Consider the following 11,943-nt stretch of genomic DNA (forward strand, 5'->3'; position numbering starts at 1 on the left):
CCTCAGTCCGCGGCGTCCGGGGCATCCAGTCCGTACGCCGTGTGCAGCACGCGCACGGCGAGTTCGGTGTAATCCTCTTCGATCAACACGCTGACCTTGATCTCGCTGGTGGTGATGGCGAGGATGTTGATGCCGCGTTCGCCCAGTGTCGCGAACATCGTCGCGGCGACGCCTGCATGGCTGCGCATGCCCACCCCGACGATCGAAATCTTGGCGACGCGGGTGTCGTGGACCAGCTTGGAATAGCCGATATTGGCGCGCTCCTTGTCGAGCACGTCGAGCGCGCGGGCCAGTTCGGCTTGGGGCACGGTGAAGGTCACGTCGGTCGAACCGGACGAATGCGCGATATTCTGGACGATCATGTCGACATTGATGCTGGCGTCGGCCAGCGGGGTGAAGATCGACGCCACCGCGCCGGGCCGGTCGGGCACGTCGGCTAGCGTGATCTTCGCTTCGTTCTTGTCGTGCGCGATGCCGGTGATGAGCTGGCGTTCCATATCGTCGATTTCCTCTTCGCCCACGATCAGCGTGCCGGGTTCGGGGTTGGTGTCGTCGGCATCGACGAACGACGAGAGCACCTGCACGCGCACCCCCTCTTTCATCGCGAGTCCGACCGAGCGGGTCTGAAGCACTTTGGCCCCCACGCTCGCGAGTTCGAGCATTTCCTCATAAGTCACGCGCTTCAACTTGCGCGCGCGCGGCACGATGCGCGGGTCGGTGGTATAGACCCCGTCGACATCGGTGTAGATGTCGCAGCGATCGGCCTTCATCGCCGCCGCCATCGCGACTGCCGAGGTATCCGATCCCCCGCGCCCCAGCGTGCTGACGCGCTCGCCGACCGCGACGCCCTGAAAACCGGGGATCACGGCAACTTCGCGGTTTGCAAGACTCTTGTTGAGCGCAGTCGTGTCGATGTCGCCGATGCGGGCCGAAGCGTGGCCGTCGGACGTGCGGATCGGCAATTGCCAGCCCATCCACGACCGCGCTGGCACGCCGATTGCCTGGAGCGCGATCGCGAGCAGGCCCGAGGTGATCTGCTCCCCGGCAGAGACGACGACGTCATATTCCTTGGGGTCGTAGAGCGAGGATGCCTCGCGGCAGAAATTGACCAGCCGGTCGGTCTCGCCCGCCATGGCGGAGACCACGACCGCGACGTCGTTGCCCATATCCCATTCGCGTTTGACGCGGGCGGCGACCACGCGGATGCGTTCGATCCCGGCCATCGACGTGCCGCCGAACTTCATCACGATACGGGCCATGCGCGGCTGTCCTTGCCCTTTGGAATGGGTGCCGGGCCTGATAGGAGGGGGGCATGACCGTTGCAAGCATCACCCCCGGCGCGCTGGCCGCCGCGACCAGCACCATCGACGCGCGCGAGGCCGAGCATTTCGGCACGCTCGCCGCCGACTGGTGGAATCCAAAGGGCTCCTCGGCGATGCTGCATAAGCTCAACCCGCCTCGCCTGCGCTATCTGAGAGAAGCGATCGACGAACATTGGGGCAGCGATTCCAATGACTTCACGCCGCTCGGCGGCAAGACGGCGATCGACGTGGGCTGCGGCGCGGGGCTGCTCACCGAGCCGCTGGCACGATTGGGCGCGCGGGTAACCGGGCTTGATGCTGCCCAAGAAAATATCGGCGCGGCGCGCGCCCATGCGAACAGCGTCGGGCTGAACATCGACTATCGCCACGGCGGGATCGAGGCGCTGTCGGGCGAAGCATTCGATCTCGTCACGTCGATGGAGGTGATCGAACATGTGTCGGACGTGGACGCGTTCATCGCTGGTCTGGAGCGCGCGCTGGCACCGGGTGGGCTGATGATATTGTCCACGCCCAACCGCACGCCACTATCGCGGCTGGCGATGATCACGATCGGCGAAGGCGCGGGCATCATTCCCGAGGGCACCCACGATTGGGAACGGTTCCTGACACCAGACGAATTGACCGATCGGCTGGAGGCGGCGGGACTTCGCGTCGCCAACTTGCGCGGGCTGTCCTTCTCCCCGATGCTGGGCTTTCACATCAGCGACGACACCAGCCTCGACTATCTGCTGACCGCGACATGGCGCTGAACGAGATCAGAACAAGGGGGAATGGATATGCTGAAAGAGGCTTTGGCGGCAACCGCCGCTGCGATGCTGCTCGCGGGTTGCGCGACGACCGGGACGCCGATGGTCGACAGCGCCAACCCGCAGGATCAGTTCATGGCGCGCCTCAACGCCTTGTGTGGCAAGGCTTATGAAGGTCGCGTCGTCACCACCGAGGCCGCGGACAAGGATTTTGCCGCCAGTCGTCTGGTGATGCACGTTCGCGAATGTTCGCCGGCGCAAGTCAAAGTGCCGTTCCATGTCGGCGACAACCGCTCGCGGACCTGGATCTTCACGCGCACCGAAGGCGGCATCCGGCTGAAGCACGACCACCGGCTGGAAAATGGCAGCGACGATCCGGTGACGATGTATGGCGGCGACACCGCCGAACCCGGCACTGCAACGGCGCAGGCCTTTCCCGTCGATGCAGAGTCCATCGCCATGTTCCGCGCTAACGATCTGGGCGTGTCGGTGACGAATGTCTGGCATGTCGAGGTGACCGACGACACCTATGCCTATGTCCTGCGCCGTGCGAACCGGCATTTGCGGGTCGAATTCGACCTCGACCGTCCAGTCACCCCGCCCCCAGCACCTTGGGGCTTCGAGTGAGCGGAGACTATCGCTACGACGAGGCCAGAGGCGAATGGGTTCAGGCGTCGGATGCGACGCCCGAACCCGCCGCCGACGGAGGCACCGAGGTGCGCGACAGCGTCGGGAACGTGCTGACCGATGGCGATCAGGTGACGCTGATCAAGGATTTGAAGGTCAAGGGCGCGAACCAGGTGCTGAAGCGCGGCACGCTGATCAAATCGATCCGGTTGACCGGCGATGCGCAGGAAATCGACTGCAAGTTCGACGGGATCAAGGGGCTGGTGCTGCGCGCGGAGTTCGTCCGCAAACGCTGACTTGCCGATTTCGTGCGGGGTCAGGTCGTCAATGCGCCTAGCAGGGGTGCGGGACGACCCGTCCCTTCAGGAAATCGTCATGGCCAAGAGTCAGAAGAAATCGAACAAGGAAGTCCGCAAGCCCAAAGCGGAAAAGGTCAAGACCAATGCCGCCCAGCCATCGACCAAGGACCGCCCGGTCGGGATCGTCACGCTGAAGAATTAGGGCAGATCGACACCGCGACAGGCGCACGTCACCCCGGCCGAAGTGCCGGGGTCCACTAAGCCGCATTCTTGCGCTTGATCTTTCAGTGATTGGGGTGCCGCATGGTGGACCCCGGCACTTCGGCCGGGGTGACGATGTGGTTCAGATCGCGCACGAACTCAATTTGGATGGTCCCACGGGCGCTAACCGCAGGGTTTCAAATCCCCGAGACGAACGTCAGCTCGAGCATGTTCGAATTGGGGGGGATATCCAGCCGCGCCGAATTGAATTCGACCGATCCGCCCGGCGCGATGACGCGGTTGGGCGGCTCGATCGTCCAATCATAGACCCGCCTGCCCTGCGCATCGCGTAGTTCGGCGCGGATATTGGGAACGCGCTGGCTTTCCGCAGTCGGATTACGCACTGCGCCGGAAATCGAGAATAGCTCGTTCCCGCTCGACAGCACGCGACGGTCGATCGGATTGTGGACCAATGTCAGTGGGCTTTCGCTCGTGCCGATCGGTAGTCCGATCTGCGCAGCGATGCCGGGTGCGCCGGTGTAAAGGATGGCACCGGCTCCCACCAGCATCGACACGCCCGCCACGATCGCCGCCGCGGTCCAGCGCCGCGCGGGGTTGCGGCGCGGCTTGAAGGGAGCCCGGTGCGCGAAGGCGTCGAAGTCGCGCTTTCTGGCATGCGGGATCGCAGGGTCGGACAAGGGATCGACAAAGGTGCGGGCGGGTGTCGGCGCGGGTGGGCGCGCTGCGGGCACGTCATCGCGTTCAGCGACCGGCGCGATCGATTGCGGCTGGCCAGCGTCCGCAGGCGCCTCTGTCTCGGCGCGCAGGGAAAGGTCGAGGGGGGCGGGCGGCTGGAACCAGCTATGCTTGCAATTGGCGCAGCGCACCGTGCGCCCCTCGGCCCCGACGGCGGTGTCGGGAACCAGGTAACGCGTGCGGCACTCGGTACATTCGAGGATCATGGCGGCAATCGGCTTTGAATGAGCGGCGGATCGACGAGGATTTCGCCTGACGAATCTATGCATCCCCGATTCGCGCCATGCAAGCATTGAAGCCTGACGCTTGAGGGCCAGCGCGGGACATGCGATGTGAGCCTGACGAGCGGATGGGTGCCGCGAACCATTTGAAGCGGAGCGGCGCGGGCGCGCATGGCGAATATCGTGCAGTTCGAAAATGTTGGCCTTCGCTATGGCACCGGCGCGGAGACGCTGTCGGACGTCAGCTTCACGCTTGCGTCCAGCGGCTTTTATTTCGTCACCGGCAATTCGGGCGCCGGCAAGACGTCCTTGCTCAAGTTGCTTTACCTCTCACAGCGACCCACGCGCGGCGTGATCCACATGTTCGGCGAGGATGTGGTGACGCTGCCGCGCAAGCGCCTGCCCGGTTTTCGCCGCCGCATCGGCGTCGTGTTCCAGGATTTCCGGCTGGTCCCGCATCTGTCGGCCTATGACAATGTCGCCCTCCCTTTACGCGTCGCAGGCATGCCCGAGGTCGATATCGACGAGCCGGTGCGCGAGATGCTGGCCTGGGTCGGGCTGATGGACCGCGCCGACGCGCTCCCCGCGACGCTGTCGGGCGGCGAGCAGCAGCGGGTGGCGATCGCGCGCGCGGTCATCAATCGTCCCGACATGCTGGTTGCCGACGAACCCACTGGCAACGTCGATCCGGTGATGGCCGAACGGCTGCTGCATCTGTTCGAGGCGCTGCACCGGCTGGGCACCACCCTGGTCGTCGCTACCCACGACATCGCGCTGATCAACAGCGTGCCCAGCGCGCACATCATGCGGATCGAGGCCGGGCGACTGGACGATCCGTCGGGGGCGCTGCGTCACCCGCCCAAACGGGACGACGGCTGATGGCACGCAGCCGGGGGCGCCGGATCGCGGCCATGCTCGACCAGCGGCGCGCGACGCGGGCGATGGTCTGGATCATGGCGATCATGGTCTTTCTGACCGTGCTGGCGGTCGCGCTCGGTCTGGCGACCACGCGCGCGACGCAAACGCTGGACCGTGACCTTGCCGGGCGGTTGACCGTCCAGATCGTCGAGGGGAATGCGACCCGGCGCGACGATCAGGTTGCGCGTATCCTGACCAGCCTGCGCCGCGTGCCCGGCGTCGAGGCGGTGAGCGAAGTCGATCGCGCCGACCTTGCCGAACTGGTCCGTCCCTGGCTGGGCGATGCCGGGCTCGATCCCGATTTGCCGATGCCTGCAATGATCGACGTCGATCTGACCGATGGCGCAGAGGCCCGCGTCGCTGCCATCGAGTTGGTCGTGCGCGGGATCGCGCCGGGGGCACGGGTCGATCGCCATGTCGCATGGCTGGCACCGGTGCGCGATTTTCTTGCGCTGCTGACCTTGCTTGCGGGCGGGGTGGTGGTGCTGATGTTGATCGCGACGGGGGCGGTCGTGCTGTTGTCGGCGAAATCGGGGCTGGACACGCACCGCGATACAATCGACGTGCTGCACATGCTCGGCTCAACCGACCCCCAATTGTCGCGCCTGTTCCAGCGGCGTATCGGCGCGGACACGCTGCTGGGCGGCGCGATCGGCGCGACCGCGGGCATCGCCGTCGTGGCATTGCTCCAGGTGCAGGTCGCGGCGCTGGGATCGGGCGTGACGCAGGGCGCGAACCTTGCGACCGCCGACTGGATCGTGCTTGCTGCGATTCCCGTCGGCTTTGCGGTGATCGCGATGCTGGCCGCGCGTGTCGGCGTCAGTGGCCAGTTGAGGAAGACGTTGTGATCGTCCGCGCGTTGTCGACCCTGGCGATCGTCTGGCTGCTCGGGTTCGCGGCGTTCATGCTGTCGCTGGGCCGTCCGCTCGATGATGTGACGACCGACGCGATCGTCGTGCCGACTGGTTCGGCGGGACGGATCGACCGCGGGATCAAGTTGATCCAGGCAGGTGCGGCGAAACGCATGCTGGTAACCGGGGTGGCGCGTGATGTGCGTCCACAGGAACTTGCCGCGCAATATGATGCGCCGCGCAGGCTGTTCGATTGCTGCATCGACCTGGGGTTCGAGGCGGTGGATACCCGGTCCAATGCCAATGAGACCGCCGCCTGGGTAAACTCGCGTGGGGTACGCAGCGTGCGACTGGTTACCTCCGACTGGCACATGGCGCGCGCCGGGCTGGAACTGCGAAACTCGCTCGGCGACGATGTCGAGGTGGTCGGCGACGCCGTGCCCGAAAGCCCGCGGCTGGGGTTCCTGTTCCTCGAATATAACAAATATCTGATCCGGCTGGTCGCGATTACCTTCGGGATCGGTCAGTGACGACGCTTCGCCGCTGGCTCTACAATCTGTTCTTCTACGGCCTGTCGGTGCCGATCGTGCTCTTCGCGCCGATCGCGGCGTGGTTCGGGCGCAAGACGATCCAGCGCTATGCAGTCGGCTGGATGCGGTTGCAGCGTCGGCTGGTCTGGATTCTCGGCATTCGCAACCGGATCGAGGGCGGCGGGGCGGTCGGATATCCGGTCATCTATGCATCCAAGCACCAGTCGATGTACGAAACGCTGGAGTTGACCGCGATGCTCGACGGGCCTGCGGTCGTGCTGAAGCAGGAACTGGCGGACATTCCATTCTGGGGCGGTGCCGCACGTGGTTACGGCGCGATCGTCGTCAATCGCGAAGCATCAGCCCAGGCGCTGCGGTCGATGATGCGCGAAGGCAAGGCAGCGGTTGCCGAGGGCCGTTCGATCCTGATTTTTCCTGAAGGCACGCGCGTCGAACCTGGCACCATGCCCCCGCTCAAACCCGGCATGGCGGGACTATACCGGATGCTGGGGCTACCGGTGGTGCCGATCGCAATGGATAGCGGCGTTGTGTGTTCGCGCAGCGGCCCCGCACGGCCCGGTGTGGTGACTTTCCGCTTCGGAGATCCGATCCCGCCGGGCCTGCCGCGCGAAGAGATCGAGGCGCGCGTGTTTGCCGGGATCAACGCGCTGGAGATGGAGCGGGACGGGGGTGACCGCCGAGCGTTGAGCGGGGCCGGGACACGCTAAGCCGCTCAGTCGTGCTTGCGACCGAAATCCTCTGCTTCGTCGTCCTGGCCTGAATCGATGATCGACCGGCGCACGTCGCGGGTGCGCGTGAACAGGTCGAACAATTCGTCGCCCTTTCCCCAGCGGATCGCGCGTTGCAGCGCGGACAGATCCTCCGAGAAACGCTGGAGCATGTCGAGCACGGCTTCGCGGTTGGACAGGAACACGTCGCGCCACATCGTCGGGTCGGAGGCGGCGATGCGCGTGAAATCACGAAAGCCACCGGCGGAATATTTGATGACTTCCGACGCGGTCACTTCTTCCAGGTCGGACGCGGTGCCGACGATGGTATAGGCGATCAGGTGCGGCAAATGACTGGTCACCGCCAGCACGCGATCATGATGCGCCGCGTCCATGATCTCGACCTGCGAACCCAGCAGCCGCCAGAATGACGCAACGCGTTCGATCGCCACCGACGTCGTGCCCTCGGGTGGGGTCAGGATGCACCAGCGCCCCTTGAACAAGGTGGCAAATCCCGCATCCGGGCCGCTGCGTTCGGTGCCCGCCACCGGATGCGCGGGAACGATCTGGTTGTCGGGGAAGGCACCGCGCAACGCGATGACCACACTTTCCTTGCACGATCCGACGTCGCTGACGATGGCGTCGGCGGGCAAGTCGGCGGCGATCTCGGCTGCGACCTCCCCGATGGCCCCAACGGGTACGCACAGGATGACGAAATCGGCATCAGTGACTGCGGTGGCCGCATTGTCGGCGATGTCGTCGGCCAGATCGAGTTCGACCGCCCGCGCCCGCACTGCCGGGTCGGCGTCGTGGCCGGTCACCCGCACGGTCGGCATCTTCGCGCGGATCGCGTGCGCCAGCGACGAGCCGATCAGCCCCAGCCCGATGATCGAGACGCGGGCGAAGGGGAGCATCAGCGCGCCACGATCTCTCGAATCGCCGCCGCCACGCCGCGCACTTCATCCTCGGTGCCGATGGTGATGCGCAGGCCCTGCGCCAGTCCCTGTCCGGGCAGCCAGCGCGTGATGTAACCGCGGTCCATCAGGCCCTTATACGCGTCCTCGGCCGTCACTGGCCCTTCGAACAGCACCAGCGAGAAATTGGCCTTGGACGGCACCGCGCGCAAGCCGGCGTTGCCGAGCGAGGCGATTTCCGCTTCGAACCAGGTGAGCCATTGTTTGTTGTGCGTTCGGCTGGCGGCGACGAAATCCTTGTCCGCCAGCGCCGCGATCGCCGCTTGCTGGCCTGCCGTGGTCACGTTGAACGGCGCGCGGATGCGGTGCATCGCGTCGATCAGCGCAGGCGCACCATATCCCCAGCCGATGCGTTCGGCGGCAAGCCCGTGGATTTTCGAAAAGGTTCGCGTGACGAGGACGTTGTCGGTCTCCATCGCAAGCGCGAGCCCGTGGTCGTCCTCGGCGTCGTCGATATATTCGGCATAGGCCTGATCGAGGACGAGCAGCACGTCTTTGGGCAGCGCATCGTGCAGCCGGGCGATTTCCTCGCGCGGGGCAAAGGTGCCCGTCGGATTGTTCGGATTGGCGACGAAGACGATCCGCGTGGCATCCGTGACGCACGCCAGGATCGCATCGACATCGGTCGCATAATCCTTGTCAGGCGCGATCACCGGCAGTGCGCCGACGCGACGCGTGGCGATCTCATAGACCGCAAAGCCGTAATGGACGAAGATCACCTCGTCCCCCGGCCCCGCGAATGCGCCCGCCGCAAGGTGCAGCACTTCGTCCGACCCGGTGCCATAGATCACGCGCGCGGGGTCCAGCCCGTGGGCGGCGGCAATCGCCTCTCGTAACGCGCCTGCGCCCGCATCGGGATAACGTTCCAGCGTGACGTCGGCGGCATGAAAGGCGTCGCGCGCCTTTGCCGAGGTGCCGAGCGGGTTTTCGTTGGACGACAATTTGGCGACGACGCGCCCGTCATCGGTCTTGGAACGGCCCGGCACATAGGGGGCGATGTCCATGATCCACGGCTTGGGAATTGGTCCGGTCATGGCCGCGCGGGATGGCGGAAAGCGGGCGGGATGGCAAGGTGCGCTTGCCGCCAGCGCCACATCGCCGTAACGCGCGGACATGTCGACCGACCAATGCTTCGGCCTCCAGCGCCAGGTGACGCTTCCCGGACCGCTTGCGCTCGATGGCGGCGGCAGCCTGGCGGCGGTCGACGTCGGATACGAAACGTATGGCACGCTCAATCAAGACGCCTCCAATGCCATTCTGATCTGCCATGCGTTGACCGGCGACCAGCATGTCGCGTCGGTGCATCCCGTCACCGGCAAGCCGGGCTGGTGGGAACGGATGATCGGCCCTGGCAAGCCGGTCGATCCGGCGCGTGATTTTATCATCTGTGCCAATGTGCTGGGAAGCTGCATGGGGTCGTCCGGTCCCGCGAGCATCAACCCCGATACCGAAAAGCCTTGGGGGATGGCGTTCCCGGTCATCACCATCCGCGACATGGTGCGCGCGCAAGCGATGCTGCTCGACCATCTCGGCATCCGTACCCTGAAGGCAGCGGTCGGCGGATCGATGGGCGGGATGCAGGTGTTGAGCTGGGCTGCGAACTATCCCGAACGGGTACGCTCGGCGGTGGTGATCGCATCGACCGCGCGGCATTCGGCGCAGAATATCGCGTTCCACGAAGTCGGTCGCCAGGCGATCATGGCCGATCCGAACTGGGCAGGCGGCGATTATTACGACGGCGACACGCCCAGTGCCGGGCTGGCCGTCGCGCGGATGGCGGCGCACATCACCTATCTGTCGGAAGCGGGGCTGACCGCAAAATTCGGACGCAAATTACAGGCGCGACCCGACGGGACGGCAGGGGCCAAGACCTTCGGATTCGATGCTGATTTTCAGATCGAAAGCTATTTGCGGCATCAGGGGATCAGTTTCGTCGACCGGTTCGACGCCAATGCCTATCTCTACATCACTCGCGCGATGGATTATTTCGACCTGGCCGAGGAGCATGGCGGGCGGCTGGCCGATGCGTTTCGCGGGGCCGCAACGCGCTTCTGCGTTGTGAGTTTCGACACCGACTGGCTCTATCCCACCACCGAATCGCGCGCCATCGTCCATGCGCTGAACGCCGCCGGGGCGCGGGTCAGTTTCGTCGAACTGTCGAGCCCGTTCGGCCACGACGCCTTTCTGCTCGACGCACCCGAGATGAACCGCGTGGTGGACGGTTTCCTGAGGGCGGGTGAGTGAGACCCACCGTCCTCCACCCGTTTGTTTCGAGCGAAGTCGGGAAACGCGGCCAAAGCGCTCGCGGACGTTTCTCGACTTCGCTCGAAACGAACGGAGAGGTAGGGCGCACAATATGAACCTGCGCCCCGACCTTGCGATCATCGCCGATCATGTCGCAACGGGTGCGCGCGTGCTCGACATCGGCTGCGGCGACGGCGCGCTGATGGCGGCGCTGACCGCCAAGGGATGCGACGCGCGCGGACTGGAGATCGATTCCACTAAGGTCGCGACTGCCGTCGCGCGCGGTCTTTCGGTGGTTCAGGGCGATGCCGATACCGATCTGGCCGATTATCCCGACGCCAGTTTCGACGTCGCGCTGCTCAGCCAGACGCTTCAAACCACCCGCGCGCCCGACCGGGTGCTCGACCATCTGCTCCGCATCGGCCAACGCGCCTTCGTGTCGTTCCCCAATTTCGCGCACTGGCGCGTGCGCGCGTCCTTGCTGTGGGGCGGGCGGATGCCGGTGACCGAATTGTTGCCCGAACGCTGGTACGACACTCCCAACATCCACCACGTCACGATCGACGATTTCCGCGCGTTGATGGCCGAGCGCGGCGTCACGGTCGAACGGGCCTGGTTTCTAAACCACGGTCGCCAAACCGGGCCCGCCGCCGCCAATTTCCGCGCCGAACATGCGGTATTCCTCCTGCGATCCTAGTCCGCGAGGATACGCTTCACGAGCGGCGAATCGCAGATGTCGCGGTACCGCGCCATGACCAGGCTGAACACGCCGAACATCGCCAATCCCGCGGCAATCGTCCGGTAGAGGTCGTCCTCCTCGCGGTACATGGCCAGTGCGTCCTGAAACCCGATCTGGCCGACAGTGCCGCTCAATCCCGCATGGAGGACGGCCCAGGCCAATGCCGCGAACACCGCGGCGCGCGCCGCAAAGCCCACGCGACCGACCGTTTCCGCCCAGCGCGGCGTATCGCGCGACATCAGCGACATGAACTTGCCGGACCATGCTCTGCTGGCCTGGCTCACCGCGGCGATCGCAAAGCCGATCGCAACCACGACCACGAGCACCCAGCCGCCGGGCAGATCGATCACCGCGTCCGCTGCCGCGCCGCCCGCAGCACCGTCACTCGAGCCTTCGCCCCCGAAGCCGAGCTTGAGCGCGGCCCAGGCAATCCCCAGATGCGCCAGCCCGCTCAGCACATGGCCGAAGCGCTTGCCGCGCCCCTTCCAATCGTCGCCATCATTTTCCAGATCGACCCACGCGCCATAGAGGCGAAACAGGCCGTATGCTGCAAGTCCGACCGCCAACAGGACCATCAGCGCATTGCCGCCCGGCACGTCGGCCAAGGGATCGAGCACACTGGTCGTCCCCTCCGCCTCGCCCGTCGCCAGCGTCAGGTAACCGAGCGCGAAATAGACGGTGGCGCGCGCCAGATACCCGACGCGCGCCAACATTGCGATATGTTCGACCTTTGGATTCACCCGAAATTCCCCTTCGTTTCAGCAGCGAAACGCGAGAGGGGCAAAAA

15 protein-coding genes are annotated in these 11,943 nt (G+C 65.3%); 10 read left to right on the plus strand and 5 right to left on the minus strand.

Annotation, left to right across the window (positions count from 1 at the left end):
* Positions 1–2: 2 nt before the first annotated feature.
* Positions 3–1,259, minus strand: coding sequence for an aspartate kinase (locus ENHY17A_RS01975; RefSeq protein ID WP_159709584.1), 1,257 nt, complete (start codon positions 1,257–1,259; stop codon positions 3–5).
* A gap of 53 nt (positions 1,260–1,312) precedes the next feature.
* On the opposite strand from ENHY17A_RS01975, the gene ubiG reads away from it, so the two are divergent.
* The 4 genes from ubiG to ENHY17A_RS14800 all read left to right on the plus strand — a co-directional run bounded on the left by ubiG (position 1,313) and on the right by ENHY17A_RS14800 (position 3,196).
* Positions 1,313–2,071, plus strand: coding sequence for a bifunctional 2-polyprenyl-6-hydroxyphenol methylase/3-demethylubiquinol 3-O-methyltransferase UbiG (gene ubiG / locus ENHY17A_RS01980; protein WP_159709586.1), 759 nt, complete (start codon positions 1,313–1,315; stop codon positions 2,069–2,071).
* A gap of 21 nt (positions 2,072–2,092) precedes the next feature.
* On the plus strand, positions 2,093–2,695 hold the full coding sequence (locus tag ENHY17A_RS01985; RefSeq protein ID WP_236547695.1) for a hypothetical protein: 603 nt from the start codon (positions 2,093–2,095) through the stop codon (positions 2,693–2,695).
* Complete coding sequence (locus ENHY17A_RS01990) at positions 2,692–2,991, plus strand: alkylphosphonate utilization protein (RefSeq protein ID WP_159709588.1); 300 nt, start codon at positions 2,692–2,694, stop codon at positions 2,989–2,991. Before ENHY17A_RS01985 ends, ENHY17A_RS01990 begins: the two co-directional genes overlap by 4 nt.
* Before the next feature lie 79 nt (positions 2,992–3,070).
* Positions 3,071–3,196, plus strand: a complete 126-nt coding sequence (locus ENHY17A_RS14800; protein ID WP_268893983.1) for a hypothetical protein — start codon at positions 3,071–3,073, stop codon at positions 3,194–3,196.
* 196 nt (positions 3,197–3,392) lie between these two features.
* Here ENHY17A_RS14800 and ENHY17A_RS01995 read toward each other — a convergent pair whose 3' ends face one another.
* Positions 3,393–4,157 carry an MJ0042-type zinc finger domain-containing protein gene (locus ENHY17A_RS01995; RefSeq protein ID WP_159709590.1) on the minus strand — a complete coding sequence of 255 codons (765 nt, stop codon included), beginning with the start codon at positions 4,155–4,157 and terminating at the stop codon, positions 3,393–3,395.
* Positions 4,158–4,343: 186 nt separating this feature from the next.
* On the opposite strand from ENHY17A_RS01995, the gene ftsE reads away from it, so the two are divergent.
* Genes ftsE through ENHY17A_RS02015 form a run of 4 tightly spaced genes read left to right on the plus strand, consistent with a single transcriptional unit; the run spans position 4,344 to position 7,199 of the window.
* Positions 4,344–5,051, plus strand: a complete 708-nt coding sequence (ftsE, locus tag ENHY17A_RS02000) for a cell division ATP-binding protein FtsE (RefSeq protein WP_159709592.1) — start codon at positions 4,344–4,346, stop codon at positions 5,049–5,051.
* On the plus strand, positions 5,051–5,938 hold the full coding sequence (locus ENHY17A_RS02005; protein WP_159709594.1) for a cell division protein FtsX: 888 nt from the start codon (positions 5,051–5,053) through the stop codon (positions 5,936–5,938). The genes ftsE and ENHY17A_RS02005 overlap by 1 nt, the downstream gene beginning before the upstream one ends.
* Positions 5,935–6,471 (plus strand): YdcF family protein, encoded by a 537-nt coding sequence (locus ENHY17A_RS02010; protein WP_159709596.1) that lies wholly within the window; start codon positions 5,935–5,937, stop codon positions 6,469–6,471. Before ENHY17A_RS02005 ends, ENHY17A_RS02010 begins: the two co-directional genes overlap by 4 nt.
* Positions 6,468–7,199 (plus strand): lysophospholipid acyltransferase family protein, encoded by a 732-nt coding sequence (locus tag ENHY17A_RS02015; RefSeq protein WP_159709598.1) that lies wholly within the window; start codon positions 6,468–6,470, stop codon positions 7,197–7,199. The genes ENHY17A_RS02010 and ENHY17A_RS02015 overlap by 4 nt, the downstream gene beginning before the upstream one ends.
* 5 nt (positions 7,200–7,204) lie before the next feature.
* On the opposite strand, the gene ENHY17A_RS02020 is transcribed toward ENHY17A_RS02015, so the two are convergent.
* Both ENHY17A_RS02020 and hisC read right to left on the minus strand, forming a co-directional pair.
* Positions 7,205–8,113 carry a prephenate/arogenate dehydrogenase family protein gene (locus tag ENHY17A_RS02020; RefSeq protein ID WP_159709600.1) on the minus strand — a complete coding sequence of 303 codons (909 nt, stop codon included), beginning with the start codon at positions 8,111–8,113 and terminating at the stop codon, positions 7,205–7,207.
* Positions 8,113–9,207, minus strand: a complete 1,095-nt coding sequence (gene hisC, locus ENHY17A_RS02025; protein WP_159714025.1) for a histidinol-phosphate transaminase — start codon at positions 9,205–9,207, stop codon at positions 8,113–8,115. The genes ENHY17A_RS02020 and hisC overlap by 1 nt, the downstream gene beginning before the upstream one ends.
* Before the next feature lie 79 nt (positions 9,208–9,286).
* Here hisC and metX point away from each other — a divergent pair, with 79 nt between their 5' ends.
* Positions 9,287–10,417 (plus strand): homoserine O-acetyltransferase MetX, encoded by a 1,131-nt coding sequence (metX, locus tag ENHY17A_RS02030; RefSeq protein ID WP_159709602.1) that lies wholly within the window; start codon positions 9,287–9,289, stop codon positions 10,415–10,417.
* Positions 10,418–10,529: 112 nt separating this feature from the next.
* Positions 10,530–11,114 (plus strand): methionine biosynthesis protein MetW, encoded by a 585-nt coding sequence (metW, locus tag ENHY17A_RS02035; protein WP_159709604.1) that lies wholly within the window; start codon positions 10,530–10,532, stop codon positions 11,112–11,114.
* Here metW and ENHY17A_RS02040 read toward each other — a convergent pair.
* Positions 11,111–11,896: a DUF1206 domain-containing protein gene (locus ENHY17A_RS02040; protein ID WP_159709606.1), complete on the minus strand. Its 786-nt coding sequence runs from the start codon at positions 11,894–11,896 to the stop codon at positions 11,111–11,113. The genes metW and ENHY17A_RS02040 overlap by 4 nt on opposite strands.
* Between the last annotated feature and the right edge of the window lie 47 nt (positions 11,897–11,943).

It is taken from the genome of Sphingomonas sp. AX6, from assembly GCF_902506605.1.
In the GTDB taxonomy this organism is placed as follows: Bacteria; Pseudomonadota; Alphaproteobacteria; order Sphingomonadales; family Sphingomonadaceae; genus Sphingomonas.

Coding starts and splice junctions, on each gene's coding strand:
- metX (WP_159709602.1), top strand. CDS start 9,287: ATGTCGACCGACCAATGCTTCGGCCTCCAGCGCCAGGTGACGCTTCCC.
- ENHY17A_RS01975 (WP_159709584.1), bottom strand. CDS start 1,259: ATGGCCCGTATCGTGATGAAGTTCGGCGGCACGTCGATGGCCGGGATC.
- ubiG (WP_159709586.1), top strand. CDS start 1,313: ATGACCGTTGCAAGCATCACCCCCGGCGCGCTGGCCGCCGCGACCAGC.
- ENHY17A_RS02020 (WP_159709600.1), bottom strand. CDS start 8,113: ATGCTCCCCTTCGCCCGCGTCTCGATCATCGGGCTGGGGCTGATCGGC.
- ENHY17A_RS01995 (WP_159709590.1), bottom strand. CDS start 4,157: ATGATCCTCGAATGTACCGAGTGCCGCACGCGTTACCTGGTTCCCGAC.
- ENHY17A_RS01985 (WP_236547695.1), top strand. CDS start 2,093: ATGGATATGCTGAAAGAGGCTTTGGCGGCAACCGCCGCTGCGATGCTG.
- ENHY17A_RS14800 (WP_268893983.1), top strand. CDS start 3,071: ATGGCCAAGAGTCAGAAGAAATCGAACAAGGAAGTCCGCAAGCCCAAA.
- metW (WP_159709604.1), top strand. CDS start 10,530: ATGAACCTGCGCCCCGACCTTGCGATCATCGCCGATCATGTCGCAACG.
- ENHY17A_RS02005 (WP_159709594.1), top strand. CDS start 5,051: ATGGCACGCAGCCGGGGGCGCCGGATCGCGGCCATGCTCGACCAGCGG.
- ftsE (WP_159709592.1), top strand. CDS start 4,344: ATGGCGAATATCGTGCAGTTCGAAAATGTTGGCCTTCGCTATGGCACC.
- hisC (WP_159714025.1), bottom strand. CDS start 9,207: ATGACCGGACCAATTCCCAAGCCGTGGATCATGGACATCGCCCCCTAT.